General features: G+C 52.4%; 24 protein-coding genes and 1 riboswitch. Of the genes, 11 read left to right on the top strand and 13 right to left on the bottom strand.

Annotation, left to right across the window (positions count from 1 at the left end; all coding sequences use genetic code 11):
• Position 1: 1 nt before the first annotated feature.
• The 10 genes from HV213_RS09875 to fruB form a co-directional block, all read right to left on the bottom strand.
• A complete protein-coding gene (locus HV213_RS09875) occupies positions 2 to 1,162 on the bottom strand; it encodes a cytochrome b (RefSeq protein WP_181485557.1) in 1,161 nt (386 codons plus the stop codon).
• Between the two features lies 1 nt (position 1,163).
• Entirely contained in the window at positions 1,164 to 1,715 is a 552-nt protein-coding gene (gene petA, locus HV213_RS09870) for a ubiquinol-cytochrome c reductase iron-sulfur subunit (protein ID WP_181485556.1), read from the bottom strand.
• A 27-nt stretch (positions 1,716 to 1,742) separates the two neighbouring features.
• Entirely contained in the window at positions 1,743 to 2,183 is a 441-nt protein-coding gene (locus tag HV213_RS09865) for a pseudoazurin (RefSeq protein WP_112213069.1), read from the bottom strand.
• A gap of 10 nt (positions 2,184 to 2,193) precedes the next feature.
• Positions 2,194 to 3,009, bottom strand: coding sequence for an ABC transporter ATP-binding protein (locus HV213_RS09860; protein ID WP_181485555.1), 816 nt, complete (start codon positions 3,007 to 3,009; stop codon positions 2,194 to 2,196).
• Positions 3,006 to 4,073, bottom strand: a complete 1,068-nt coding sequence (locus HV213_RS09855; RefSeq protein WP_181485554.1) for a FecCD family ABC transporter permease — start codon at positions 4,071 to 4,073, stop codon at positions 3,006 to 3,008. Before HV213_RS09855 ends, HV213_RS09860 begins: the two co-directional genes overlap by 4 nt.
• Before the next feature lie 68 nt (positions 4,074 to 4,141).
• Positions 4,142 to 5,194 (bottom strand): ABC transporter substrate-binding protein, encoded by a 1,053-nt coding sequence (locus tag HV213_RS09850; protein WP_110272439.1) that lies wholly within the window; start codon positions 5,192 to 5,194, stop codon positions 4,142 to 4,144.
• 223 nt (positions 5,195 to 5,417) lie between these two features.
• A riboswitch (cobalamin riboswitch) is annotated at positions 5,418 to 5,641 on the bottom strand.
• A 245-nt stretch (positions 5,642 to 5,886) separates the two neighbouring features.
• On the bottom strand, positions 5,887 to 6,369 hold the full coding sequence (locus HV213_RS09845; protein WP_110272438.1) for a GNAT family N-acetyltransferase: 483 nt from the start codon (positions 6,367 to 6,369) through the stop codon (positions 5,887 to 5,889).
• A gap of 153 nt (positions 6,370 to 6,522) precedes the next feature.
• Positions 6,523 to 8,211 (bottom strand): PTS fructose transporter subunit IIBC, encoded by a 1,689-nt coding sequence (gene fruA, locus HV213_RS09840; protein WP_181485553.1) that lies wholly within the window; start codon positions 8,209 to 8,211, stop codon positions 6,523 to 6,525.
• Between the two features lie 16 nt (positions 8,212 to 8,227).
• Positions 8,228 to 9,166, bottom strand: a complete 939-nt coding sequence (gene fruK / locus HV213_RS09835; RefSeq protein WP_110272362.1) for a 1-phosphofructokinase — start codon at positions 9,164 to 9,166, stop codon at positions 8,228 to 8,230.
• Positions 9,167 to 10,297: a fused PTS fructose transporter subunit IIA/HPr protein gene (fruB, locus tag HV213_RS09830; protein WP_142512989.1), complete on the bottom strand. Its 1,131-nt coding sequence runs from the start codon at positions 10,295 to 10,297 to the stop codon at positions 9,167 to 9,169. It abuts the gene before it with no gap.
• 331 nt (positions 10,298 to 10,628) lie between these two features.
• Between fruB and setB the strand changes: the two genes are divergently transcribed.
• Positions 10,629 to 11,810: a sugar efflux transporter SetB gene (gene setB / locus HV213_RS09825; RefSeq protein ID WP_181485552.1), complete on the top strand. Its 1,182-nt coding sequence runs from the start codon at positions 10,629 to 10,631 to the stop codon at positions 11,808 to 11,810.
• Positions 11,811 to 11,846: 36 nt separating this feature from the next.
• Here setB and HV213_RS09820 read toward each other — a convergent pair whose 3' ends face one another.
• A complete protein-coding gene (locus tag HV213_RS09820) occupies positions 11,847 to 13,097 on the bottom strand; it encodes a NupC/NupG family nucleoside CNT transporter (RefSeq protein ID WP_181485551.1) in 1,251 nt (416 codons plus the stop codon).
• A gap of 137 nt (positions 13,098 to 13,234) precedes the next feature.
• Complete coding sequence (gene rihB / locus HV213_RS09815; RefSeq protein WP_181485550.1) at positions 13,235 to 14,167, bottom strand: ribosylpyrimidine nucleosidase; 933 nt, start codon at positions 14,165 to 14,167, stop codon at positions 13,235 to 13,237.
• Between the two features lie 135 nt (positions 14,168 to 14,302).
• Here rihB and HV213_RS09810 point away from each other — a divergent pair, with 135 nt between their 5' ends.
• Positions 14,303 to 15,001, top strand: a complete 699-nt coding sequence (locus tag HV213_RS09810; RefSeq protein ID WP_181485549.1) for a transcriptional regulator YeiL — start codon at positions 14,303 to 14,305, stop codon at positions 14,999 to 15,001.
• 24 nt (positions 15,002 to 15,025) lie between these two features.
• Here HV213_RS09810 and HV213_RS09805 read toward each other — a convergent pair whose 3' ends face one another.
• Positions 15,026 to 15,277: a YkgJ family cysteine cluster protein gene (locus HV213_RS09805; protein ID WP_181485548.1), complete on the bottom strand. Its 252-nt coding sequence runs from the start codon at positions 15,275 to 15,277 to the stop codon at positions 15,026 to 15,028.
• A gap of 148 nt (positions 15,278 to 15,425) precedes the next feature.
• Here HV213_RS09805 and yeiP point away from each other — a divergent pair, with 148 nt between their 5' ends.
• The 9 genes from yeiP to HV213_RS09760 all read left to right on the top strand — a co-directional run bounded on the left by yeiP (position 15,426) and on the right by HV213_RS09760 (position 26,526).
• Positions 15,426 to 15,998 carry an elongation factor P-like protein YeiP gene (gene yeiP, locus HV213_RS09800; RefSeq protein WP_181485547.1) on the top strand — a complete coding sequence of 191 codons (573 nt, stop codon included), beginning with the start codon at positions 15,426 to 15,428 and terminating at the stop codon, positions 15,996 to 15,998.
• A gap of 465 nt (positions 15,999 to 16,463) precedes the next feature.
• On the top strand, positions 16,464 to 17,930 hold the full coding sequence (locus tag HV213_RS09795; RefSeq protein WP_181485546.1) for a mannitol dehydrogenase family protein: 1,467 nt from the start codon (positions 16,464 to 16,466) through the stop codon (positions 17,928 to 17,930).
• Between the two features lie 119 nt (positions 17,931 to 18,049).
• The gene (locus HV213_RS09790) at positions 18,050 to 19,027 is read left to right on the top strand and encodes a CobW family GTP-binding protein (RefSeq protein WP_181485545.1); all 978 of its coding nucleotides are present in this window, start codon (positions 18,050 to 18,052) and stop codon (positions 19,025 to 19,027) included.
• 36 nt (positions 19,028 to 19,063) lie between these two features.
• The gene (locus tag HV213_RS09785; protein ID WP_181486374.1) at positions 19,064 to 19,777 is read left to right on the top strand and encodes a phosphatase PAP2 family protein; all 714 of its coding nucleotides are present in this window, start codon (positions 19,064 to 19,066) and stop codon (positions 19,775 to 19,777) included.
• A 426-nt stretch (positions 19,778 to 20,203) separates the two neighbouring features.
• Complete coding sequence (gene mepS / locus HV213_RS09780) at positions 20,204 to 20,773, top strand: bifunctional murein DD-endopeptidase/murein LD-carboxypeptidase (RefSeq protein WP_110272352.1); 570 nt, start codon at positions 20,204 to 20,206, stop codon at positions 20,771 to 20,773.
• Positions 20,774 to 20,958: 185 nt separating this feature from the next.
• Positions 20,959 to 22,521: a cyclic di-GMP phosphodiesterase gene (locus tag HV213_RS09775; RefSeq protein ID WP_181485544.1), complete on the top strand. Its 1,563-nt coding sequence runs from the start codon at positions 20,959 to 20,961 to the stop codon at positions 22,519 to 22,521.
• Between the two features lie 70 nt (positions 22,522 to 22,591).
• Complete coding sequence (locus HV213_RS09770) at positions 22,592 to 24,397, top strand: extracellular solute-binding protein (RefSeq protein ID WP_181485543.1); 1,806 nt, start codon at positions 22,592 to 22,594, stop codon at positions 24,395 to 24,397.
• A 9-nt stretch (positions 24,398 to 24,406) separates the two neighbouring features.
• On the top strand, positions 24,407 to 25,501 hold the full coding sequence (locus HV213_RS09765; RefSeq protein ID WP_112213053.1) for a microcin C ABC transporter permease YejB: 1,095 nt from the start codon (positions 24,407 to 24,409) through the stop codon (positions 25,499 to 25,501).
• A complete protein-coding gene (locus HV213_RS09760) occupies positions 25,501 to 26,526 on the top strand; it encodes a microcin C ABC transporter permease (protein ID WP_181485542.1) in 1,026 nt (341 codons plus the stop codon). The genes HV213_RS09765 and HV213_RS09760 overlap by 1 nt, the downstream gene beginning before the upstream one ends.
• Position 26,527 lies beyond the last annotated feature (1 nt).

Raw genomic sequence — 26,527 nt, 5'->3', positions numbered from 1 at the left:
TTCAGTCCTGTTTTTCCAGAAAACGGCGGCAGGGCAGCACGATTAAAAACCAGGCAAACCAAATCAGCGTTGAAAGCTGCGACGCCGCGCGGATCCAGCCCTCTTGATTGCGGAAACCGTCAATAAGGTCAGGTCCCACCAGCGCTTTTGTTCCCAGCCAGCCTAAAAAGCAGGCATTGATAACCCACAGCCAAAAGCCGCACTTAACCAGCTTGCTGTAGTGGCGAAAACGGGCCCGAGAGGAATCAAGCCAGGGCAAGAAATAGAAAATCAATACCGAGCCGCACATCGCGACTAACCCGGCGAATTCATTCGGAAAACATCGAAGCATCGAGAAGAAAGGAAGAAAGTACCATTCAGGTGCCACAATCGCTGGCGTAACCGTTGGATCTGCTGGGATAAAGTTATCTGCGCTGCTCATGTAGTGCGGCGCGAAGAATAAAAACCAGGCGAAGAGCATCAAAAACAGAGTGATTTTGATGGCGTCAAGATCGGTGATTTTATAATCAAACAAAAGCTTTCTGGACTCTTTCTCACTAAAGGTCTTCTTCATCGCCTGCGCAAAAGCAGACTGGACGCTACGAACGTGGAAGATCGTCGCGACAACAATTGCGAAGGGAAGCATAAAGTGCAGAACAAAAAAACGGCCAAGCATCGGGGTACCTGGCGTATAGCCGCCGACCAGAAACGCATACAACGTATCGCCCACCAGCGGGATGGCCTGTGCAAAACGAGTAATGACGGTTGCCGCCCAGTAGCTTTTTTGCCCCCAGATGAGGCTATAGCCAAGAAGTGCGGTAATCATAAGCAAGACGTATAGCGTTACGCTAATCATCCACATTGCAACCCACGGCTTGCGATATACGTTGTAGTACATGCCGCGAAAAATATGTAGATAGCAGGCGAAGAAAAAAAGCGATGCGCCAGTGGCGTGCAGATTACGCAGCAGTTCTCCGTGGCTTACCGTGCGCATAATATGCATGATGGAATCAAATGCCAGCTCAGCCGTCGGCACGTAAAACATCGCCAGTACGATACCGGTAAGGATCTGTACGCCGAGCATGACCAGCAGAATAGCGCCGATAGCAAATACCCAGAGTCCAGCAACCGATCGGGGAAAAGGGATGTGCCAACGGAGCGAATAAGCACGCGCAGTCGTCATCTCAGACTTCCTTAGCGCCGATGCGCACGGTCAGACCATCGGGATGAAAAGTAAAGTCGGGAACGGCCAGATTCGCGGTCGCCGGTCCGCGGGTAACGCGTCCGGAGGCATCGAATTCAGACCCGTGGCACGGACAAACCCAGCCCTGTCCGCTAGCTCTGGCATTTGGCACGCACCCGGCATGAGGGCAATATCCCTGAACAACAAGCCATTGGGGATAATCGGCATTAACCCTTTCGTTGTCTGCCTGTGGGTCAATGAGTTTATGGCTTTCGACATCCCGGGCAGCAGCTATCTCATCTGCAGTCCGATGGTGAATAAGAATGAGCTTGCCTTGCCAGACACGCCTAACGGTTTGACCGACAGCCACACCAGCAAGGGAGACATCGATCGGTTCATTTTCTCCGGCCGTCTTTTCATCCGGGCCCAGAGCGGATACCAGCGGCCAGACGGCAGCGGCAACGCCTGCAGCGCCAACGAATTTTGTCAGCCTGCACAAGCAGTCGCGGCGCTGCTCCTGAATTTCATCACCGGTATGTTTGTTATCCGCCACAGCACAATTCTCCCTGAGTGTCGCGAGCTACTGCTTGTCGATACGTGAGTAGATATCCTGGAAGCGTTTATCGGCAATTCCCGGTGCTTTAAACGCGCGATAGCTGTCCGGCAGAGTGACATCACCAACCTTAATCAACATCACCATGCCCTGCGCGTAGTGTGGCGTGCATTTGACGCCGTAAAATCCGGCATTGTCATATTTCACTTCGATCTCTTCATCGATTTTGCCCATAAACCCCGGATAATCCGCCGGAGACAGTTCCGGGATGGAGGCCGCGTTATGGCTTTTATGCTTACGGATAAACTTCACCGTATCACCAGGTTGGATCTCCAGGTAATCCGGCTCATAGATCATTGGCCCTGCCGTCCCACGATTTTTCATTAACACTTCATGAGTTTGCGCGAAGACTGAAGAAGTGAAGGCCAGTAAACATAAAACTTTAAGACTCTGTTTGAGGTATTTCATCGGTTCTTCCTTAGAATTCATCAGGTCTCTGATAACGAATAAAGCAGCTTGTACCGCCTGGTTCGCGTTCAACAATGGCGTCAATGCCAAACCAGGTGCTGAGGTGTTCCCGGGTAAAAATGGTGCCCGGAGCGCCCTGCGTCACCATGCGTCCAGACTTCATCACGATGATGCGATCGCAAAACATCGCGGCATGATTCAGATCGTGCAGGGCGGCAATTACCGTGAGCTTTTCACGTTTAACCAGGCTAAGCAGGCCAATCTGATGTTGAATGTCGAGGTGGTTGGTAGGTTCATCCATTAGCAACAACTGAGGCTGCTGTGCCAGCGCCCGGGCGATATGCAGGCGCTGTTTCTCTCCCCCAGAAAAGGTATGCCAGCAACGGTGCTGTAATTCGCGGAGATCGACCTTCCTCAGCATCGTTTGCACGATATCGTCATCTTTAGCGGACCAGGGCGAGAGCAGGCTAAGCCAGGGGGTCCGTCCCAGCGAAACGGCCTGCAAAGCGGTAATACGTTCACCTGTCTCAGCCTGTTGTTCGACCAGCGCCACCTGCTGTGCAAGATGGCGACGTGAGTAATGGTGGAGTGCTTTGTGCTGTAGCGTGATGCGTCCAGACGTGGGTTTCAACAAACCTGCTAACAACGAAATGAGTGATGTTTTACCCGACCCGTTGGGGCCAATAATTCCGACAAACTCGCCGGGAGCCACCCTGAGCGAGACATCATCAACGATCGCTTTGCCTTTTACCTTCCAGCGCAGGTTACACGCCTCGATAACGACTTCAGCCGAGGCTAAAGGAGGCAGTACAGGATTGACGGTCATTTGGCCTTATTTCCTCTGATCAGGATGATTGAAAACGCGGGCGCGCCGACCAGAGCCGTGATCACTCCTATAGGTAATACCTGTCCGGGCAGTAATGTGCGGGAGATAACATCGGCAATGATGAGAAAAATCGCCCCAATCAGTGCGCTAACTGGCAACAGGCGATGGTGTTGGTTACCAACCAACATACGGGCAGCGTGGGGGATAACCAGACCAACAAAGCCAATGGCACCGACGATGGAGACCATAATCGCCGTCATACCGGTGACAGCGGCAATAAGTACCGCACGGGTGCGTTTGACAGGAATTCCTAACGATGCCGCAGACTCAGCGCCAAAGGAAAAAGCATCGAGATGGCGGGCATAACAGAAGCACAGCGCGACACCGACCAGGGCAGTAGGAATGGCTAATACAACATCGGGCCAGCGCACGCCGCTCAGGTTACCCAACAGCCAGAACATAATACCGCGCGCCTGTTCGGCGTTTGCTGAGCGGGTGATGATCAGTGAAGTAATAGCGTTGAATAGCTGCGAACTGGCGATCCCAGCAAGAATGATTTGGGTTGTGATGCCACCACCTTGCCTGCCGCCTGCAGCCATCGCCAGCAGAGCGACGAACAGAAATGCCGCCAGCGCACCAATGAAAGCGCCAAATGACATACTGATGATCCCGGCCCCCAGACCGGTGAGCGCAACCAGTACTGCACCGGTAGAAGCCCCGGCGGAAATGCCCAGCAGATAGGGCTCAGCAAGCGCATTACGCAGTATCGACTGTAGCACTACCCCGGACACCGCGAGGCACGCGCCGCAGCAGGCAGAAACCAGGGCTCGCGTCAGGCGATAGTTCCAGATGATCCCGGCATCCAGCGCATCGACTGGATAGTTAGTATCAAGCAGACGATTTGCCAGCGTACTGAGTACATGCTGCCAGGGGATAAGCGTTTCGCCAATGGAGATCCCCGCCAGCAGTACGCAGCACATCAGCACACTAACCCAAATGGCATGTCCACCAACTCTTACCGCAAGCTGACCAACAGCGCGACGCATCCTGCGAGAATCACTCATGATTATATCTGCGTTCCTGAGTAACGGAGATGCGCTATGCCGGGCAAGGACATAGCGCAAAACGTAGATTAATGAGAGGCCTGCGGATGCGCTAAGCCATATTCAACCAAGGCATCAGCCAGTTTTTCTAGCCCATCAATAGTTCTGATGCCGGCGTTCATTGTTTGTACGTCAATGACAGGCAGATGATTTTCCTTCACCGCAGGAAGTAGTTTGGCGACTGGGTCGGACTTGAGGTAATCCATCTTGACCTGCCAGTCATCGGCCGGGAAGCGGCGACGACTCATCTCACCGAGTACAATGACCGAAGGATTGGCTTTGGCAATGGTCTCCCAACCTACCGTTGGCCACTCTTCGGCTGAATCAATAACGTTTTTCACGCCTAGCTTCTGAGCAATCCATGCGGCTGGACCAAACTTCCCTGCCACGTATGGATCAAGCTGCAGGTCGGCGCTGGAGAACCAGAATACTGCTGAGACATTTTTATCCATGCCGGAAATTTTATTTATCGCTGCTGCTTCACGCGCTTTAAGACTGGCAATCAGCGCATCGCCTTTATCCTGAACGTCGAAGATTTTTGCCAGATCAGCGACTTCCTGATACACCATGGCAATATCAAACATACCTTTACGGACGCCATCACCGCCATCTTCGTTATCTTTCGCGCAGTCGGCAGGCGCGGTGTAGACCGGAACGTTCAGTTCACTAAACTGCTCGTAAGAGGCAACCGTACCCGCAGGACCGATTTGCCACTCAAACTGGCTGGCAACCAGCTCCGGTTTTTTAGCAATAATCCCTTCGAAGCTGGGAATATTTTGCGCAATGACGTCTACTTTCTCGTTTGCCGCTTTATACGCATCAGGTACAGGGCCAAACCACAACGAAGTACCCACAACGCGATCGGCAAGCCCGAGCGAATAGAGAATTTCAGTGCTGTTCTGACCCACCGTCGCCACACGTTTAGGGGCCTGATTGAAGGTGATGTCGCGGCCGCAGTTTTTAATCGTTAAGGGATATTCAGTTTTTGCCGCACTGGCGACACTGGAGTTGAGTAGTAGAGTTGCGCCTGCAATAATCAGAAGCGTTTTTTTAGAAGTGAAAGAAGTAAAATTAGCGTGCATTATCATCGTCCCGTTGATGCCAGATCTGAAGGTCTGGTCATGGCTCATTTCGTTCCATATATCGGGAGGAGACATGAAGATAGATGACATTGAATCGTGAAATTTAAGAATAAAGATATGCAAAAAATGCAAATAAGCCTTACTTAGCCAAAATTTTATTCATAAATACACTACTGCCTGCGTCAAATAATTCATCCCATGGACCATCCCGTCCACTCAATGGTATACAACATTGTTGACAGCAGGTCTCCTGACTCACGGTAACCAGAATATCAGCCTTCCCATAAAGACAAACTTTACAGTGACCAGCGGTTAATTAACCGCACAAGGATATTCTGCATCCGCCTACAGTTGCGGGGGCAGTTATGGCATTGAATTTAACAATTCGCACCATATTCCTATTCAAATACAAAAATGTAATGAAATGCTGTCGAAAGCGACTCTAGCGGCAATTGTAAACAAGGTCAACCGTATGACAAAACGATTAAAACGTCATACCAATAGAAAAATAGCAATAAAATATAACCAGTTACAACAAAATCACTTACCAGAAAGTTATGCTTGAAAATAATCATAAAAAGCTAAATGAGAATTAATTGACACTGATCAAACTATATAATCGGTTTGCTTACCTCAAATTAAATATATTGATCGCTATCAACAATGCGTCCAATTAGCGTTGGGTTCATTTATTAATGTGATCTCTCCATATGAACCAACTGCCATTTATCCTGCATATCCATCACAACGCTAAAATGATTACGCAACCAGAAATGATAGCCTCCAGGCAAAAAATGATGCGTGTGAAGATATAAGGTTTTATATTGTTGCTGCCGACAGAATTCCTCAGCAAAAGCGATCAACTGACTACCAATGCCCTGTCTGCGATAGCGCTTATCCACATAACAGCGGCAAATTTCTGCGGTTTCAGACAAATTATAACGCCCGCGCAACTCAGCGAGCCTGTCATCATATTGACATACTGCCAGTGTAGCGATTAACTCCTGTTTTTCATCCCATGCACAAAGCAGCAAATTCCTTTCCTGCGAAATATACTGCTGTTCGAGATTAAAAATATCCTCATCGGCAGAAGGTATTGATCTACCAGCGTTGAAGAACAGATTGAGGTGCTGAACAAGGAACGACTGAACTGCGGGAATATCAGCGTGAGTCATTTCACGAAGCGTAAATGGAAACATAGTATGGCTGGCCCAAACTAGACAAGGAAAAAGAATAATAACAATTCAGGCAGGGAAAACCACTAGCGTCAGAAACAATAAAAAAGGGCAAAGAAAACTCTGCCCTTAATGAAGGTATTACAAGGTCTATCAGGCTGCTTTTTCTTCCACCTGAACTTCAGGACGTTTCAGCACCGCGTAGGAGAGACCTGCAACCAGCGTACCGACCACAATCGCCATCAGGTAGCCGAGAACCGGCGTAATCGCACCAGGAATCAGCAGAACAAACAGACCGCCGTGCGGTGCCATCAATTTGGCGCCAACCCACATGGACATCGCGCCGGTCACCGCACCACCAACGATACAGCAAGGCAGGACGCGCATCGGGTCACGAGCAGCGAATGGAATCGCCCCTTCAGTGATAAAGCACAGACCGAGGACCAGCGCGGCTTTGCCACCTTCTTGCTGCGCTTTGTCGAACTTTTTGCGCGCAATCAGCGTTGCCAGACCCAGCGCCAGCGGTGGAACCATACCCGCCGCCATAATCGCCGCCATCGGCGCATAGGTTTGGGTACTCAGCAGGCCAACACCAAACGCATAGGCTGCTTTATTCACCGGACCGCCCATATCGGTACACATCATACCGCCGAGGATCGCGCCGAGCAGAACCGCATTCGCCGTACCCATGGTTTGCAGCCAGTGGGTCAGACCTTCGAGGATCCCGGCAACAGGTTTACCAATCAGGTAAATCATCGCCAGACCGACGATCAGGCTGGAAACCAGCGGAATGATCAGAATCGGTTTCAGCGCTTCCATACTTTGCGGCAATTTCAGCTTCGTACTAATCGCTTTCGCCACATAACCCGCAAGGAAACCAGCGATAATACCGCCGATAAACCCAGACCCGGTGCTCACTGCCAGCATACCGCCGATAAGACCTGGGGTCAGGCCCGGACGGTCAGCAATAGAGAAGGCAATGAAGCCCGCCAGCACCGGAACCATCAGCGCAAAGGCTGAGCCACCGCCGATTTGCATCAGCGCCGCAGCCAGAGTATCCGGGACTTCAAAAGCTTTAATACCAAAGGCAAAGGAGAGCGCAATACACAGGCCGCCCGCAACAACCATTGGCAGCATGTATGAAACGCCGGTCAGCAGGTGACGGTATGCCCCCGCAGACTCTTTTTTCCCCTCCGTTGCCGCCTGGGATTTACCTGAAGGCTGGTACGGTTTCGCCTCAACGACAGCTTTATCCAGCTCCTGAGCGGTTTTCTTCAGCGCCAGGCCGGTGGTGGTGCGATACATCGGCTTACCAGCAAATTTCGCCAGATCGACTTCGATATCAGCAGCAACCACCACCAGATCCGCTTGTTCCACCTCTTCCGGGGTGATCGCGTTGCCCGCGCCCACGGAGCCACGAGTTTCAACTTTCACCCACCAGCCGCGTTTTTTGGCTTCAGTTTCAATCGCTTCCGCCGCCATAAACGTATGCGCTACGCCCGTCGGACAAGCGGTTACCGCCACAATGCGTTTCGGGCCGTTGGTCGCAGCCGGTAAAGCAACCGCCGCCGGAGCGGTGTAAGGCGTCGCGTGGCTTTTGGCTTCACTGAGGAACAGTTCCGGGTGAGCCACGGCGCGGTTAATGTCGCCGAGATAAACCTTCTTGCCGTTCAGCGCGCTATCAGCAGGCAGCGTCGCGCCCAGCACGATCGCCAGTTCAGCGTCGTTCGGGTTATCAATCAGTTCGAGTTGCGCTTTTTGCGCCGCAGTACTCAACAGGGTCTTCGCCATATAGGCGCGAGCCTGTCCAAGCCCGGCATCAATAATCAGCAGCGTTTTCATTATGCCTCTCCTGCTGTTAATTAAAGGGTTGTAAGTCGACGCGCGCCATCATTGCGGCCAACTGGGTACGATCGGTAATACCGACATTGCTTTGACTCACCGCCAGCGCGGCAACCGCCGTCGCCAGACGCAGCGTATGCTCGCTGGACTCGCGCATTAGCAGACCGTAAATCAGGCCGCCAACCATAGAGTCCCCCGCACCAACGGTGCTAATCACTTCTACTGAAGGCGGCTTAGCAATCCACTCTCCGGATGCGTTAACCCACAGAGCGCCTTCTTCGCCAAGGGAGATAACCACGTGGGCAATCCCCTGTTCACGCAGCGCGTGGGCGGCTTCAATCACATCTTTCATTTCAGGCAGCTTACGACCCGCCCAGATTTCCAGCTCGCGACGGTTAGGTTTCACCAACCATGGAGCCGCTTTCAGGCCAGCAACCAGTGCTTCGCGGCTGCTGTCAAAAATGATGCACGGGCACTGACTGCGCAGACGGGTCATCCAGTCGGTGAACGCTTCCGGGCTCACGCCGGACGGCAAGCTACCGCTCACGCAAACCATATCGAACTGACCTAACCAGCTCAGGGAATCATTAACAAAACGTTCCCAGTCGCCAGGCGTCACTTCAAAGCCAGAGAAGTTGAAATCGGTCACTTCACTGTCTTTTTCCGTCAGCTTGACGTTGATACGCGTACGACCCTGCACAACCTGAAAACGGTTCGCGATGCCCAGTTCACTGAACAGCTGCTGAAATCCATCCTGGTTGTCTTTACCGAGGAAACCACCCACGGTGACGTCGATGCCAAGATCTTTCAGCACTTTTGCTACGTTGATCCCTTTCCCGGCAGCATGTAAGCCGGTGGTACGCACGAGGTTAACCTCACCGCGTTCAATTTCCGGGGTAAACCCCACCAGGTCATAGGCCGGGTTTAAAGTAATCGTTGCGACACGTCTGCTCATTTATGCGCCCTCCCCAAGGCCTGCGGCGATAGCTTCGCCAATCGCGTCCAGCGCCTGTTGCGCATCCTCACCTTGCGCGGTAAAGCGCAGACGGTGACCTTTCTTCACACCCAGCGCCACGACTTTCATCAGGCTGCGGCCATTGGCCGGTTTACCCGAACCATCAAGGTTGGTGACGGTAATGTCGCTGGAGAATTGTTTAATGGTATTAACCAGCATAGTGCCTGGACGCGCGTGCAGCCCGTGCTCATTGCGGATCACATATTCAGCGCTCAGCACGTCTTCAGCGATGGCATCATCGCTGGTCAGCAACGCCAGCAGCGTAGCGCCATCAGCTTTCAGCAAACGGTCAGCTTTTTTGTCGAGCAGTAAATTGGTCAGGCGATTAAGTACCGCTGTCGGCTGGTCATCAGCCATCGCTACGGTAATCAGCAGGGAAACCGGCTGCTCATCGCGGATAAAAGCAGTTGCTGCACGACTGACCGCAACGGCGCTGCGCAGATTACCTTCAGTGCTGTCGTTCAGCCAGATGCCCTGACCGAGGTTCAGCGGTTGTTCATTAATCGTTTTGCTGACAAAGGAAGCATCAACGGCACCAGCTTCTTTCAATCGCGCGGCGTTCAGCGCCTGCAGAGTCAGCAGATCGCTGGCGACAACGTCCAGGCTCAGCGTGTCGTTGTCCAGTTTCAGCACTTCACTCTGCTTTTCACCCATCAGCAGAGCACGCAGTTCTTCAGCAGTGGTCGCGGATTTAAGCTGTTCAGCAACGGAATCATCGCTCAGTACATGGGTCAGCTGACGCAGCAGTCCCAGATGTTCATCCGAGCTGGCGGCGATACCGATGGCGACGTAAGCGGTCTGCCCTTCGCCCCAGGTCACGCCCTGCGGGAACTGATAAACCTGAACGCCGGTTTTCAGCACCTGGTCGCGGGTGTCGGTAGTGCCGTGCGGAATGGCAATGCCATTACCCAGGAAAGTGGAGGTTTGCTGCTCGCGAGCCAGCATCCCGTTAATGTAGCCATCCGCCACGTTGCCCGCACTGACCAGCGCGGAAGCAACCTGACGAATTGCCTCTTCTTTATTACCGGCCTGCTGACCGGGATGAATATCCTGCACAGATAACTGGAACATGGTTCTCCTCTCCTGCTGAATTGAATCGTTTCAGCTACTTTGAGAAAAAATGCGTCATCTACCTGCTGGAGAATCTCCCGATGACGCTGAAACGTTTCAAGGAGTCTGTACCTTTATTAGTCATCGCGCAAGAAAACTTAGCAACCTGATAACAGAAGTTAGAGATACTGCACATTTTTGCTGAAGCGCAGGTGACGAATACCTTTCTGGTTCAGCTTTTTGCTGAAGTTGAAAATTTGAAACGTCATTTTGATTTATTCGTGCCATGCTACTGTTCATTTTATGACTGGCAGAGTAAACTCCGCGACTCCTGAAACCACAGAACACCGACATGCAAAACAGTAGCGCCGCCTTCCCACGACGCGGGTTTGATTTAACCTCCTCCGCCTTTCTGATCGTCGCCTTCCTGACGGGCATTGCCGGGGCGCTACAAACGCCTACCCTGAGCCTGTTTTTAACTAACGAAGTGCATGTGCGACCGGCGATGGTCGGCTTCTTTTTTACCGGTAGCGCGGTGATCGGCATTCTGGTGAGCCAGTTTCTTGCCGGACGTTCGGATCGCAAAGGCGACCGCAAACAGCTGATCGTCTTTTGCTGTCTGATGGGCGTGCTGGCCTGCGTGCTATTCGCCTGGAACCGTAACTACTTTATTTTGCTGTTTGTTGGCGTGTTTCTAAGCAGCTTTGGTTCCACTGCGAACCCGCAAATGTTCGCCCTCGCCCGCGAACATGCGGACAAAACGGGCCGCGAGGCGGTCATGTTTAGCTCGATTCTGCGCGCACAGGTTTCGCTGGCGTGGGTTATCGGGCCACCGTTGGCTTATGCGTTAGCGATGGGATTTGGCTTTACGGTGATGTATCTCAGCGCGGCGATTGCCTTCGTGGTCTGCGGCGCGATGGTCTGGTTTTTCCTTCCCAGCATGCGTAAAGAGCCAAAAGCGGCTACAGGCCATCTTCAAGCACCGCGAACCAACCGTCGCGATGCGCTGCTGCTGTTTATCATCTGTACGCTAATGTGGGGAATCAACAGCCTGTACATCATTAATATGCCGCTGTTCATTATTAATGAGCTGCATTTACCCGAGAAACTGGCTGGATTAATGATGGGGACCGCCGCCGGGCTGGAAATCCCGACCATGCTGATTGCAGGCTACTACGCCAAACGTTTCGGCAAGCGTTTCCTGATGCAGATCTCTGCGGTTGCCGGAGTGCTGTTTTATGTCGGCATGCTAACCGTACACACCCCCGTGCTGCTGCTGGCCCTGCAGGGACTGAATGCTATTTTTATCGGCATTCTGGCCGGTATCGGTATGCTCTATTTTCAGGACCTGATGCCAGGCCAGGCCGGGGCGGCCACGACCCTCTATACCAATACCATTCGCGTCGGCTGGATTATTGCCGGTTCGCTGGCGGGTATTGTTGCAGAAGTCTGGAGCTATCACGCCGTATTCTGGATTGCGCTAGTCATGGGCGTAGCTACCCAGGCCTGCCTGTGGCGTATTAAAGACGTGTAAAGCAGCGGTGTGCCGCATCAGCGGCACACCAGAGTATTACGCCAGGCCAATAAAAAACCCGGCAATTGTTGCGCTCATTAAGTTTGACAGCGTTGCCGCAGCCAGCGCCCTCATCCCCAGTTGGGCAATTTCAGACGCACGCTGGGGTGCAATTGCCGAGAATGCGCCAACCACCACGCCAATGGAACCAAAGTTGGCGAAACCGCATAGCGCAAACGAAATAATGGCGATAGTTTTCACATCCAGCGATCCCGGTGTTTGCAGGAACGGCGAGAAGTTGAGGTAGGCCACGAACTCGTTAATCGCCAGCTTCTGGCCAATCAGGCTGCCCGCCAGCGTCGCATCACTCCAGTCAACGCCCATTAACCATGCCAGCGGTGCCAGGGCATAACCGAAAATCCCCTCCAGGGTCGCGTGACCAAAACCGAACCAGCCACCGATACCGCTAATCACGCCGTTGATCAGAGCGATAATCGCCACAAACGCCATCACTACCGTCGCCACGCCCACGGCAATTTTCACCCCAGCCATCGCGCCGCTAGCCGCGGCTTCAATAAAACTTTTCGGCGGCATTTCGGTGAAGGAGAGGTTTTCGAAAGTCACCTGCGATGCTTCAGTCGCCGGGCTAAGAAGACGGGCAAACAGAATACCGCCGGGAATTGCCATCAACGATGCCGCCAGCAGATAATCAATCGGCACGCCTAGCCCGGCATAGCCAATCATCGTCGACCCGGCGATAGAAGCCATCCCGCTGCAAATCGCGGTAAATAGCTCATTACGATTTAGCTTGTTAATAAAGGGCTTAACGATCGCCGGGATCTCATTTTGCCCAAGGAAAATGGTGGTCACGGCAACAAATGACTCAATTTTGCTAATATTCAGCGCTTTCTGGAAAATTCCGCCAAGAATTCGGATCAGTATTCCCATTACGCCAATATAATAAAGCAGGCTGACCAATGCGGTGATAAAAATAATGGCAGGTAATACCCGAAAAGCGAAAATAAAACCAGAACCATCGAATAAGAGTTCCATTTTCGGTCCGACCAGCGAACCGAAAATAAATGCGCTACCGGCATCGCTGTAGGTCATCACTTTATGTACGCCGAAAGCCGCCTGCTCCGCCAACCATTTTCCTGGCGGAAAATAGAGCATAACGCCACCAATGGCAATTTGCAGTACCAGCGCCGCGCCAACCGTGCGCAGACTAATTCTTTTTTTATTTACTGACAGCAGAAAAGCGATTGCCAGTAATACCACCATACCCAAAACACTTCTCATTATATCCATAATGATTATCTCTTGATGCCAGCAAACCCGGCATTACGCCAGGTTCTGGTATGTCTGATATTATTGCGGGCGACCGCTTACTGCCCGACGGTTGTATCATGTCGTGAGGAATATCCCATCTACCTGACGCAAAGTGATTAGCGGTACATCCGCACGCACTCTTCGACTAAACCCCAAAACCAATCGGTATCAATGGTGATGCCGACTTTGGTATTCGGCGCTTTACCGAGCACGCCCAGTTCGTCGCAGACCGTACGGCCATAGCAGGGGCCGCTGTTAACATCCACCTCAACGTACATGTCCTGTGTTTTGATGCCCTGATGATTAATCAGATAGCCGATGCAGGTGGCATCATGCACCGGGCCACCCGCTAAGCCGTAGTTTTCAAACTGCGTTTTGAGGGTGAAATTCATGATATCGCTAAACAACTGTCCCGCCGGACCGCCGGCTTTTTCCATGCGTGCAATAACGTCAGCGGTGCAGACCGTCTGATTAGTCAAATCCAGGCCCATCATGACCAGAGGGACACCCGAGCTGAATACCACGCGAGCGGCTTCAGGGTCGGCATAAATATTAAACTCTGCCGATGGCGTAAAGTTTCCGGTACCATAAGCACCGCCCATTAATACAATCTCGCGAATTTTCGGCAGAATTTCCGGCTGCATTCGCATGGCGACGGCAATATTGGTCAGTGGGCCAACGGGGACCAGCGTGATGTCACCCTCACTGGCCATGAGCGTGTCAATAATATATTTAACCGCATGCGTTTCTTCTGCCTGACGAGTTAACGGTGAAAATACCGGCCCATCGAGTCCGGTTTCACCATGAATATTATCAGCGACAATTTGCTGGCGCATAATTGGCTGTGGCATCCCGGCATAAATCGGCACATTGATATCTAGATGCTGGCAAACATTTAATCCATTGACTAACGTTTTATCCAGCGTTTGGTTACCCGCAACAATCGCTATCCCTAATAAATCAATTGCCGGATGTCTGGCCGCCATCATTATCGCAATAGCATCATCGTGACCTGGATCGCAGTCGAGTATAATTTTTCTTTTTTCCATTTTTATTTCCTCTTTTCGCTTTTACGCCATTTTTATGTTATTACAGCAGGATTAAACAGGTATCGGATTAACGTTTGCAGCATACCAGGCGAAAACTGATACTGAATATGAGAAATCTCATACCGGGAAGCGACCGTGAAAGAAATCCAAAATGAAAATCTCAAGCAGCAATTGATAAGCGACTCGGGGTACCTGGGAAAATTTTCCGTCGATGTTGTGCGGGATACACGATTGTTCCACGTTGTGGCAGGGGATTATATTGTCAAAGAGGGGGCTCAACCCGCGCACCTTTTTTACCTCGCACGCGGCCGGGCTAAGCTTTACACCACATCAGCTAATGGTCGGGTCTCGCTGATCGACTTCTTTGGTGCACCCTGCTTTATCGGTGAGATAGAACTCATTGATAAACATCACGATCCGCGTGGCGTTCAGGCCATCGAAGAGTGCTGGTGCCTGGCGCTGCCCATTGCTTCATTCCGCCCTTTGTTGCTGAACGACGTCATTTTCCTGCGTAATCTCTGTATCGCGTTAAGCCAAAAAAACTATCGCAACATCGTGTCGCTCACCCAAAATCAATCTTTTCCACTGGTGAATCGTCTGGCAGCATTTATTTTATTAACTCAGCATTGTGATATTTATCACGAAAAACATACCCCGGCGGCGGAATATATGGGCGTGTCGTATCGTCATTTATTATATGTGATCGCACAATTCTGCCAGGAAGGCCTGCTGGTTAAACAGAAATCCGGCTACGCGCTTGGTAATAAGAAGAAACTGATCGCCCTCGCGCGGGAGATGGATCCGGATAATAATTTTGCTGATTTATTATATTGAGATCCCGAAAAGCAGTTCGTGGCTTCAAGACGTGCTCTGTTCAAGATGAAGAAGCCAGGTCATCGCGTCATCGCGATTCGTCGCGCACATCTCCACTTCAGGCTTCAGGCTGCCGCACACTTTAGGCCTTAGCGGTGAACCAAAAATGTTGCACAGGTTGTTTTCCGAGAGCTGTATACAGCGGGTGTTTGCCGGTTTACCGTGCGGCATTCCCGGGATGGGGCTGGAGATAGAAGGAGCGATACAGCAAGCTCCGCAGTCGGGGCGGCATTCCATAATCGACTCTTCTGATAACGCTTTTGGCGGCCCAGACTAAACGTTTTACCTGAAGATAGCAAAACACACGAATTCCACTTGCCTGAAAGGCCCGGCGCGAGTAGTTTTACGCGATATTTTTGACCCTTTATGTGACAGGATTACCGCAATGCCAAGAGCGAATGAAATTAAAAAAGGTATGGTGCTGAATTACAACGGCAAACTGCTGATTGTTAAAAACATTGATATTCAGTCACCCAGCGCCCGTGGTGCCGCAACGCTGTACAAAATGCGTTTCTCTGACGTACGTACCGGCATGAAAGTGGAAGAGCGCTTTAAAGGCGATGATATCGTCGATACCGTGACCCTGACCCGTCGTTTCGTTGACTTCTCCTATATTGATGGCAACGAATACGTCTTTATGGATAAAGAAGACTACACCCCGTATATCTTTACTAAAGAGCAGATTGAAGAAGAACTGCTGTTTATTCCTGAAGGCGGGATGCCGGACATGCAGGTTCTGACCTGGGACGGTCAGCTGCTGGCCCTTGAACTACCGCAGACCGTTGACCTGGAAATCGTCGAAACGGCGCCAGGCATCAAAGGTGCATCCGCAAGCGCCCGTAACAAACCGGCGACCCTGAGCACCGGCCTGGTGGTTCAGGTTCCTGAATACCTGAGCGCAGGCGAGCGCATTCGTATCCATATCGAAGAGAGCCGCTATATGGGCCGCGCGGACTAAGTCCTGCTTTTTCTGCCAAAACGAAACACAGAGGACAGCGCCATGCTGTCCTTTCTTTTTAATTGCTGACAAAGTGCATTCTTCCGGAATTGCCCGGCGGCGCTTCGCTTGCGCGGGCCTACAGGGAATGCGTAACATGATGATGTTGCCCAATTTGTAGGCCGGATAAGGCGACTCGCCGCCACCCGGCAAAAAATGCCAGTAAAATAGCTAAAGCAGGCTTGTCATCAAATCAAAGGACAACGCCAGATTGCAAGCGTCGTCCTGCCCGTAAAAGTTATTATACCAATAACAGATTACTTACCACTGTCCTCTGCCCATTTGTCTCAAGCCTGATGAGATATGCCGCTGGGCTGATTGATCAAGTTCACACAAAGTGGATAAATTCGGCTCACCAATTTAATTTGTTGTCATATAACTTTACACTGATGAATGTTAATCGTCAGTTAATCAGGTGTATGAATAATGACTACCATTGCTACAGCTACGCTGCCGGAAAGCGTGCAGCTCCCTCAGTACGATCGCAACCAACTGCGTTCGCGTATTGTGCATTTCGGTTTCGGCGCGTTTCATCGCGCGCACCAGGCCCTACTCACCGACAGGGTGCTCAACGCCAGCGGTGGGGACTGGGGGATTTGCGAGATTAGCCTGTTCAGCGGCGAGCGGCTTATGAGCGAGCTTCGCCAACAAGATCATCTGTTTACCGTGCTGGAGAAAGGGGCCGAGGGTAATCAGCCGATCGTTGTCGGCGCAGTGCATGAATGTCTGAACGCCAAACTTGATTCGCTGGCTGCCATTATTGAGAAATTTTGCGAACCGCAGGTCGCCATTGTTTCTCTAACCATTACCGAGAAAGGCTACTGCATTGACCCTGCCAGCGGCCTGCTGGACATGACGCAGCCACGCATTATTCATGACCTGGAAAACCCTGCGCAGCCGCAATCGGTGCCCGGTATTCTGGTCGAAACGCTGGCGCGCCGCCGCCAACGTGGACTGGCGCCGTTTACCGTTCTCTCCTGCGATAATATTCCCAACAATGGGCATGTGGTGAAAAACGCCGTGCTGGGAATGGCTGAAAAACGCGATTCGGAGCTGGCGCAGTGGATTGCTGAACACGTCAGCTTTCCCGGCACGATGGTGGACCGCATTGTGCCGGCCGCCACCGATGAGTCGCTGGCGGAGATTAGCGCCGTGCTGGGAGTGGAAGACCCCTGCGCGATCAGCTGCGAGCCGTTTATTCAATGGGTTGTCGAAGATAACTTTGTTGCCGGCCGCCCGGACTGGGAAGCGGCTGGCGTACAGATGACGGATGATGTACTGCCGTGGGAACAGATGAAGCTGCGGATGCTCAACGGCAGCCATTCGTTTCTCGCCTGGCTGGGCTATCTGGCGGGCCACGAACATGTCAGCGACTGTATGCAGGACCCGGTTTTCCGCAGCGCCGCTTACCGTTTGATGCTTGATGAACAGGCACCAACACTCTCAATCACTGGTGTCGACCTGACGGCCTATGCTGACAGCCTGATCGAGCGTTTCAGCAACCCCTCGCTGAAGCATCGCACCTGGCAAATTGCTATGGACGGTAGCCAGAAGCTGCCGCAGCGTATGCTTGACGGTATCCGTATCCACCTTACTCGCGGCAGCCAGTGGCCACTGCTGGCGCTGGGCGTGGCGGGCTGGATGCGCTATGTCAGCGGCATTGACGACGCTGGAAATAAGATTGATATCCGCGACCCGCTGGCGGATAAAATTGGAAAAATTGTATCCGCCAGCAATGAACAACAGCGCGTTAGCGCCCTACTCTCCCTGGAAGAAATTTTTGGCTGCGACCTTTCGCAAAACCCGCAGTTCGTCGCCAACATCACCGCCGCGTGGCATCAGCTCGTGACCGCTGGCACTCGCCAGGCGATTAGCGCCGCACTGAATTCTTAACAATTTCTGCCTTTAAGCGGACAGAGAACCTTTCTGCCCGCGGTAAGGCTTCTCTTTTCACTTTTTTTTCGTCAGGATAGTCTTAACTGTTACAACATTACATTTATCCTGGAGAAAAGGTGACCAAAACAAACTTGATCACGGGGTTTCTCGGCAGTGGCAAAACGACCTCAATTTTGCATCTGCTGGCCCGTAAGCCCGCGGATGAAAAATGGGCCGTGCTGGTCAACGAGTTTGGCGAAGTGGGCATCGACGGCGCACTGCTGGCCGAGAGTGGAGCCCTGCTTAAAGAAATCCCCGGCGGCTGCATGTGCTGCGTCAACGGCCTGCCAATGCAGGTTGGGCTCAATACGCTGCTGCGCCAGGGGAAACCAGACCGCTTGTTAATAGAGCCAACCGGTCTTGGCCATCCCAAACAGATCCTCGATATTCTGACCGCCGCGGTATACGAGCCGTGGATCGACCTGCGCGCGACGCTATGCGTGCTGGACCCGCGTCAGTTGCTCGACGAAAAGGTGGTGACCAACGAAAACTTTCGCGACCAGTTAGCCGCCGCCGATATTGTCATCACCAATAAAGCGGACCGCGCGACCAGCGAAAGCCAACTGGCCTTTGCAACATGGTGGCAAACTTATGCCGGAGAGCGTCAGCACGTCAGCGCCACCCAGGGCAATATTGACCCGGTATGGCTTGATTTGCCGCGCCGCAACGTCACGCCGCTACCTGAAAGCGCTGAACACGCGCATAGCCACGGGAAAAAACCAGGTCTGGCGGCGCTTAATCTCCCTACCCACCAACGCTGGCGCCGCAGTCTTAATAGCGGTCAGGGCTATCAGTCCTGTGGCTGGATTTTTGACGCCGAGACCATTTTTGACACCGTTGGCCTGCTCGAATGGGCGCGACTGGCGCCGGTCGGGCGCGTTAAAGGCGTGATGCGTATTGCCGAAGGACTGGTGCGTATCAATCGCCAGCAGCTTGACCTGCATATTGAGACGCAGAACGTTGCGCCGCCGGATAGCCGCATTGAGCTGATCGCTGATTCCGATACCGACTGGAACGCGCTACAGGCCTCCTTGTTGAAGCTTCGTTTAAGTTAAGGCGGCTATGGTTGCCGTCGTTTTACACAACACGCGATAGTTATGATTAAAAATCGAATTCCCCTTATCCTGCTGCTGAACGCGGCGGGTATAGCGCTATTTTGCTCGTGGTACTTTCCTGTTAACCATGGTTTCTGGAATCCGCTGGATTCCGCTATCTTCTATTTCTTTAACCACCTAGTTGGAGTGAGCCCTGCTTACACCTGGCTGCTGGCAATTATCAACAACCGCGCATTCGACGCCTGCTCGCTGCTGGCAATGGGCAGCCTGATGCTGAGCTTCTGGTTTAAAGAACAGAGCGCCGGACGCCGCCGGGTGATTATCATCGGCCTGGTAATGCTGCTCGCCGCCGTCGTCATCAATCAGTTGGCTCAGCATCTGATGCCGGTCAAACGCGCCAGCCCCTCGCTCTCTTTCACCGACATTACTAAAGTGAGTGATGTGATCTCATTTCCCACTAAAGATGCCTCTAAGGATAGCTTCCCGGGCGATCACGGCATGATGCTGCTGATTTTTGCCGCATTTATGTGGCGCTATTTTGGTCATCGTGCGTTGGCTATTGCGCTGGTCATATTTGTGGTCTTCGCGTTCCCGCGCGTAATGATTGGCGCTCACTGGTTTACCGATATTGCCGTCGGCTCATTAACTGCCGTATTGATTGGCGCGCCCTGGGTGTTGATGACTCCACTGAGCGATAAAGTGATATCTTTATTTGAACGTTATCTTCCCGGCGGAAAAACAAAAAATTAAACTCAGTTTTACAAATGATTAATATCATTCATAAGGGATCGTTCTGGGTCCCTTTTCTCTCAGCTCATTTTTTCTCATCCCCCCATCATCTTCCCGTCACATTAATCATTATAGAAATGAGTGAATTGCATATTTTTTACCCACAATTGACGCTATTTTACCCTTTCCCGATGATTCACTTTTTGTCGCAAAAATACTTATAAGAAATTGCGCAAAACCGCTCGCCATCCCTTGTTTGATCGGGTAATCTCGATCTCGTTTTGCCTTTCCAGCGACATCAATTCAGAGAATGAATAAATTTGTGCGTTAGGCCACAATTTTATGCTTACGGAATTGTCTCATTGCGACCAGGTAATTAGGCTCTAACACGTTTGGCATTTTTTATAACGACATTGTCGTTAAGGACAACAAGGGATAACACACAGCATGGTCAAATCTCAGCCGATTTTGAGATATATCTTGCGGGTCGCCCCCGCGATTGCAGTTGCGGTTCTGCTTTCCGCGTGTAGTTCAAATAGTACCGCCAGAAATATGCATTCTGAGACGCTTGCTGTGGGTAGTGGCGATTTATCATCACTGCAAGCCTCTCAGGATGAATTTGAAACAATGGTTCGCAATCTGGACGTTAAGTCCCGTTTGATGGATCAATATGCCAGCTGGAAGGGCGTGCGTTACCGCCTCGGCGGCAGCACTCGTAAAGGCATCGATTGTTCTGCCTTTGTGCAACGTACTTTCCGTGAACAGTTTGGTCTGGAACTGCCGCGCTCAACTTCTGAGCAGCAGGATTCAGGTAAATCCATTACGCGTTCTCAACTGCGTACTGGTGATTTAGTTCTTTTCCGTGCTGGTTCTACGGGTCGACATGTTGGCATCTATATCGGCAACAACCAGTTTGTTCATGCATCCACCAGCAGCGGTGTGACGATTTCAAGCATGGATGAGCCGTACTGGAAAAAGCGCTATAACGAAGCGCGACGAGTTCTGAGCCGCTCGTAAACTCTTCTGATATTGGTTATCCCTTGGCCAATGCCAGAAAAAGGAAAACACTGCCGAGGCAGTGTTTTTTTTTGCTCGTCAGCGAATAAACCTGGCAATATAAGCTATGTCTTTAAGTGGGGATGGAAAAAGCGACTTTCTATGACCCCCCTGGCGCAAATCAATAACACGGACTGATATAGCCTATGCCTACCCGTCACTTCTCTCCTCGGCGTAAAATCTGGCTAACCAGCCTATGTATCGGAATCGCCGTCGCCCTGCTGGCCGGTAGCATTCAGTTTATGGTGATTTATCACAATCGGGCAGAGCGTTTCGATGTCATCATTGATAATGTTCATGCGTACCTTAAGATCTACTTCCGCGATTTAAATCAGACCATTGATGGCCTGCAACCGCTAGTCGATCAGCCCTGCGAAAATGTCGATTCTGGATTAACCGCCCATGCTGCATTCAGCCCAAACGTGCGTGCGCTCCTGCTGGTTAAAAATGGTTTCGCGTTTTGTTCCTCCGCCACCGGGGCAATGAATACGCCTTTAACCCAGCTCATCCCCCAGCTCGATATCTCTAAAGCGGTCGATATGGCCATTCTGCCCGGGACGCCCATGATGCCACAAAGCGCCGCGCTGGCGATGTGGGTCCGCAGTCCGCACGGTGGAGAAGACGGTGTTTTTGTCTCGATTAATGCCAACCTGACACCCTATATTCTCTACTCTGCCCGGCAGAACGATTTCAGCGGCCTTGCCCTGGCCATTAACCACACTGCCATCTCCACCTTCAGCAATAAACTTATCGACCCGCAAACACTACTCTCACCACCAATCCGCCAGGTGCAGATTGACGGTTTGCCGCTCAAAGTTTATCTCTACGCCAACAGTTGGCTGGCAGAAAATACCCAATTCGCCCTGCTGCTTGGCGTGGTATGCGGCCTGCTGGCAGGGTTTTTGAGCTATTACGTCCTGACTATCAAATCTGACCCGCGCAAAGAACTGCTGTTGGCGATCAAAAACGATCAGTTTTACGTGGTTTACCAACCGGTAGTGAAATCCGACACGCTGCAAATTAGCGGTATTGAGGTACTGATGCGCTGGCGGCACCCGACCGCCGGGGAGATCCCTCCCGACGTGTTTATCACCCTGGCTGAAGCCCAGCAGATGATTATCCCTCTCACCCGCCATCTGTTAAAACTGATAGCTCATGATGCCGTGACCCTGCAAAGCCTTCTGCCCGCCGGTAGCAAGCTTGGGATAAATATTTCACCCGCCCACCTGCATGCCGACAGTTTTCAGCAGGATATTCAACATTTCGCGACAACTATGCCTTCTGGCCATTTTAGCGTGGTGCTGGAGATTACCGAGCGCGCGATGATCGATAAAAACCGATCGTTGGAGAATTTCGACTGGCTACATGAGCAAGGCTTTGAAATTGCGATCGATGATTTTGGCACCGGACATAGTGCGCTTATCTATCTGGAGCGCTATAACTTCGACTATCTGAAGATTGACCGCGGCTTCGTGCAAGCTATCGGCACCGAAACCGTGACATCACCGGTTCTGGATGCCGTGATCTCGCTGAGCCGCCGTCTGAAGCTCACCACGGTCGCCGAAGGTGTGGAAACGCAGGAACAGGCCGAATGGCTATGCCAGCACGGAGTGAACTATCTGCAGGGTTACTGGTTAAGCCGACCGCTGACCCTGGAAGCGCTGGTCGCCGCCCACAATGAACCCGCGAAATATTTCACAACCCGCTGAGTCTCCTTTATCATTCGCTATCAGAGGTCAGGCCACTTCAGGCCTGTCATTGGAGGACGATATCCTGGTTATGTTTGTACGCATCAGCCTGATACTGCTGACCTTATTTAGCCTGCAGAGCCAGGCGCAAGCGATTAAAGAGAGCAATACGTTCGCCATTATCGGCGAGCCTAAATACGTCGCTGGCTTTGACCACTACGATTATGCCAACCCCGCCGCGCCGAAAGGCGGTGCGATTACCCTTGCGGCCATTGGCACCTTTGATAACTTCAATCGCTACGCGCTGCGCGGCAACCCGGGCATACGTACCGAAACGCTGTATGACTCCTTGTTTACCACCTCTGATGACGAACCCGGTAGCTACTATCCGCTGATTGCCGAAAGCGCTCGCTATGACGAAGCATTTTCGTGGATGGAGATAACCCTCAATCCACACGCCCGCTACCATGACGGCAGCCCAATAACCGCCAGCGATGTCGCGTTTACTTTTCAAAAGTTTATGACCGAAGGAGTGCCGCAATTTCGCCTCTATTATAAAGGCACCACCGTTAAAGCGATCGCCCCGCTAACCGTTCGCATTGAGCTGGCAAAACCGGGTAAAGAGAATATGCTCAGCCTGTTCTCCCTGCCAGTGATGCCGGAAAAATTCTGGCGTAACCATAAGCTCAGCGACCCGCTCTCTTCACCGCCGTTAGCTAGCGGTCCGTACCGCGTGACCGCCTGGCGTATGGGTCAGTACATCACCTACTCGCGAGTAAAAGACTACTGGGCCGCTGATTTACCGGTTAATCGTGGGCGCTGGAATTTCGACACCTTGCGCTACGATTACTATCTGGATGACAACGTCGCCTTTGAAGCCTTCAAAGCCGGAGCCGTTGACCGACGCGAAGAGAATATCGCCAAGAACTGGGCCACCCGCTATGTGGGGCGCAATTTTACCCATGGCTACATCGTCAAAGATGAATATACCAACACCTCAGCACAGAATACCCAGTGGCTGGCTTTTAACATCCAGCGCCCGGTATTTACCGACCGGCGGGTACGCGAAGCCATAACTCTCGCGTTTGATTTTGAATGGATGAATAAGGCGCTGTTTTATAACTCTTACAGCCGCGCCAATAGCTTCTTTCAGAATACCGAATACGCGGCGCGTGATTATCCAGATGCCGAAGAGCTTGCTCTGCTGACGCCGCTGAAAAAAGAGATCCCAGCCGAAGTTTTCACGCAGATCTACCTGCCCCCGGTCTCCAGCGGCGACGGTTTCGAACGCGTAAACCTGCTCAAAGCAGATGCCATCCTTAACCAGGCGGGATGGGTGGTGAAAAACCAGCGGCGGGTTAACGCGAAAAGCGGTAAACCGTTACGCTTTGAGCTGCTACTTCCTTCCGGGAGCAGCGATCGCTGGGTTCTGCCCTTTCAGCACAATCTTCAGCGGCTCGGGATTGCGATGGATATTCGCCAGGTCGACAACTCCCAGTACAGCAACCGCAAGCGCAGCCGCGATTACGACATGATGCCCAACGTCTGGCGCGCCACGCCCTGGCCCGGTACTGACCTGCAAATCTCCTGGGACTCTGAATATATTGACTCCAGCTACAACGCTTCCGGTGTACAAAGCCCGGCCGTCGACCAGCTGATTGCCCAAATCATTCGCTGGCAGGGCAATAAGGAGAAGCTGCTGCCGCTGGGCCGGGCTCTCGACCGCGTGCTGACGTGGAACTATTACATGCTGCCGATGTGGTATATGGCGCAGGACCGAACCGCATACTGGGATAAATTCTCTTTCCCGCAGACCCGCGCGGTCTACTCTTCTGGTTTTGAAAACTGGTGGTACGACGCAAGCAAAGCCGCCAGGCTCCCCGCGGACAGACGTTAAGGAATTAAGATGGGTGCATATCTGCTCCGCCGACTACTGCTGATCATCCCAACGCTATGGGCGATCATCACCATTAACTTTTTTATTGTGCAAATTGCGCCCGGCGGCCCGGTCGATCAGGCGATTGCAGCCATTGAGTTTGGCGATCGCGGCAGTTTGCCTGGGGCCGGAGAAAGCGGAATGAGCGCCAGCCATGCGCGTACCGGCGTCAGTAACATTAGCGACGGACACTATCGCGGCGGGCGCGGGCTCGACCCGGAGGTCATAGCCGAAATAACCCACCGCTACGGCTTTGATAAACCGCTGCACGAGCGCTATTTTAAAATGCTCGGCGATTATCTGCGCTTTGATTTTGGCGATAGCCTGTTCCGCAGCTCGTCGGTACTACAGCTGATTAAAGACAGCCTGCCGGTCTCCATCACCCTTGGTTTATGGAGCACGTTGATTATTTATCTGGTGTCGATTCCATTGGGGATCCGCAAAGCGGTCAGCAACGGCAGCCATTTTGACGTCTGGAGCAGCACGCTGATTATTATCGGCTATGCGATCCCCGCATTCTTGTTCGCGATTTTACTGATCGTTATCTTTGCCGGGGGGAGTTATTTCGATCTCTTCCCGCTACGCGGGCTGGTTTCCGCCAACTTCGATAGCCTGCCGTGGTATCAAAAAATCCTCGACTATCTCTGGCACATTACGCTACCCGTGCTGGCGACGGTGATCGGCGGTTTCGCGGCACTCACCATGCTGACCAAAAACAGCTTTCTTGATGAGATCCGCAAGCAGTACGTGGTCACTGCCCGTGCCAAAGGCGTGAGTGAAAAGCAGATCCTCTGGGGTCATATTTTTCGCAACGCCATGCTGCTGGTGATTGCTGGCTTTCCGGCCACCTTTATCAGCATGTTCTTTACCGGCTCGCTGCTCATTGAGGTGATGTTCTCGCTAAATGGGCTGGGGCTGTTGGGCTATGAAGCCACCGTTTCCCGCGATTATCCGGTGATGTTCGGCACGCTGTATATTTTTACCCTGATTGGCCTGCTGCTGAATATCATCAGCGATATCAGCTATACGCTGGTCGATCCGCGTATCGATTTTGAGGGCCGCTAATGTCATTTTTTAGTCCCGTCAATCAAGCCCGCTGGGCGCGCTTTCGCCACAACCGTCGCGGCTACTGGTCTCTGTGGATCTTTTTGGTGCTTTTCACCTGTAGCCTGTGCGCCGAGCTTATCGCCAACGATAAACCTCTGCTGGTGCAGTACCGCGGCAGCCTCTACGTTCCGCTATTAAAAAACTACAGCGAGACCACCTTCGGCGGCAGCTTTGCTACCGCCGCCAACTATCAGGATCCGTGGCTGCAAAAGCAGCTGGACGATAACGGCTGGGCCCTGTGGGCGCCGGTACGTTTTGGTGCGACGACCATTAACTTCGCCAGCGACAGTCCCTTTCCGTCTCCGCCGTCAAAGCTGAACTGGCTGGGCACCGATGCCGACGGCGGTGATGTGCTGGCGCGAATCCTCTATGGGACACGAATTTCTATTCTCTTCGGTCTGTTGCTGACCTTCTTCTCCAGCGTGCTGGGGGTAATGGCTGGCGCAATCCAGGGATATTACGGCGGAAAAATTGATCTCTGGGGGCAACGGTTTATCGAGGTGTGGTCAGGGATGCCAACTCTATTTCTGATTATCCTGCTCTCAAGCGTGGTCCAGGCCAATTTCTGGTGGCTGCTGGCGATTACCGTACTGTTCGGCTGGATGACGCTGGTGGGCGTCGTCCGCGCTGAATTCCTGCGCACCCGCAACTATGACTATATTCGCGCCGCGCAGGCGCTCGGCGTTAGCGATCGGGCGATTATTCTGCGCCATATGCTCCCTAATGCCATGGTTGCCACCCTCACCTTCCTGCCGTTTATTTTGTGTAGTTCGATAACCACCCTGACCTCGCTGGACTTTCTCGGCTTCGGTCTGCCGCTGGGCTCCCCGTCTTTGGGCGAGCTGCTGTTACAGGGGAAAAACAACCTTCAGGCTCCGTGGCTCGGCATCGCCGCTTTTCTGTCGGTGGCAGTGCTGCTGACGTTGTTGATTTTTATCGGTGAAGCGGTTCGCGACGCCTTCGACCCAAGCAAGGCGGTGTAGC

The organism is Klebsiella sp. RHBSTW-00484 (genome assembly GCF_013705725.1).
In the GTDB taxonomy this organism is placed as follows: domain Bacteria; phylum Pseudomonadota; class Gammaproteobacteria; order Enterobacterales; family Enterobacteriaceae; genus Klebsiella.
The sequence above is the reverse complement of the archived record's forward strand: the minus strand, read 5'-3'. Positions and strand labels throughout refer to the sequence as shown.

What these genes read in the sequence shown, in the direction of transcription:
- HV213_RS09875 (WP_181485557.1), bottom strand. Translation starts at nt 1,162, where the DNA reads ATGACGACTGCGCGTGCTTATTCGCTCCGTTGGCACATCCCTTTTCCC.
- HV213_RS09865 (WP_112213069.1), bottom strand. Translation starts at nt 2,183, where the DNA reads ATGAAATACCTCAAACAGAGTCTTAAAGTTTTATGTTTACTGGCCTTC.
- HV213_RS09860 (WP_181485555.1), bottom strand. Translation starts at nt 3,009, where the DNA reads ATGACCGTCAATCCTGTACTGCCTCCTTTAGCCTCGGCTGAAGTCGTT.
- HV213_RS09855 (WP_181485554.1), bottom strand. Translation starts at nt 4,073, where the DNA reads ATGAGTGATTCTCGCAGGATGCGTCGCGCTGTTGGTCAGCTTGCGGTA.
- HV213_RS09850 (WP_110272439.1), bottom strand. Translation starts at nt 5,194, where the DNA reads ATGCACGCTAATTTTACTTCTTTCACTTCTAAAAAAACGCTTCTGATT.
- HV213_RS09845 (WP_110272438.1), bottom strand. Translation starts at nt 6,369, where the DNA reads ATGACTCACGCTGATATTCCCGCAGTTCAGTCGTTCCTTGTTCAGCAC.
- fruA (WP_181485553.1), bottom strand. Translation starts at nt 8,211, where the DNA reads ATGAAAACGCTGCTGATTATTGATGCCGGGCTTGGACAGGCTCGCGCC.
- fruK (WP_110272362.1), bottom strand. Translation starts at nt 9,166, where the DNA reads ATGAGCAGACGTGTCGCAACGATTACTTTAAACCCGGCCTATGACCTG.
- fruB (WP_142512989.1), bottom strand. Translation starts at nt 10,297, where the DNA reads ATGTTCCAGTTATCTGTGCAGGATATTCATCCCGGTCAGCAGGCCGGT.
- setB (WP_181485552.1), top strand. Translation starts at nt 10,629, where the DNA reads ATGCAAAACAGTAGCGCCGCCTTCCCACGACGCGGGTTTGATTTAACC.
- HV213_RS09820 (WP_181485551.1), bottom strand. Translation starts at nt 13,097, where the DNA reads ATGGATATAATGAGAAGTGTTTTGGGTATGGTGGTATTACTGGCAATC.
- rihB (WP_181485550.1), bottom strand. Translation starts at nt 14,167, where the DNA reads ATGGAAAAAAGAAAAATTATACTCGACTGCGATCCAGGTCACGATGAT.
- HV213_RS09805 (WP_181485548.1), bottom strand. Translation starts at nt 15,277, where the DNA reads ATGGAATGCCGCCCCGACTGCGGAGCTTGCTGTATCGCTCCTTCTATC.
- yeiP (WP_181485547.1), top strand. Translation starts at nt 15,426, where the DNA reads ATGCCAAGAGCGAATGAAATTAAAAAAGGTATGGTGCTGAATTACAAC.
- HV213_RS09795 (WP_181485546.1), top strand. Translation starts at nt 16,464, where the DNA reads ATGACTACCATTGCTACAGCTACGCTGCCGGAAAGCGTGCAGCTCCCT.
- mepS (WP_110272352.1), top strand. Translation starts at nt 20,204, where the DNA reads ATGGTCAAATCTCAGCCGATTTTGAGATATATCTTGCGGGTCGCCCCC.
- HV213_RS09775 (WP_181485544.1), top strand. Translation starts at nt 20,959, where the DNA reads ATGCCTACCCGTCACTTCTCTCCTCGGCGTAAAATCTGGCTAACCAGC.
- HV213_RS09770 (WP_181485543.1), top strand. Translation starts at nt 22,592, where the DNA reads ATGTTTGTACGCATCAGCCTGATACTGCTGACCTTATTTAGCCTGCAG.
- HV213_RS09765 (WP_112213053.1), top strand. Translation starts at nt 24,407, where the DNA reads ATGGGTGCATATCTGCTCCGCCGACTACTGCTGATCATCCCAACGCTA.
- HV213_RS09760 (WP_181485542.1), top strand. Translation starts at nt 25,501, where the DNA reads ATGTCATTTTTTAGTCCCGTCAATCAAGCCCGCTGGGCGCGCTTTCGC.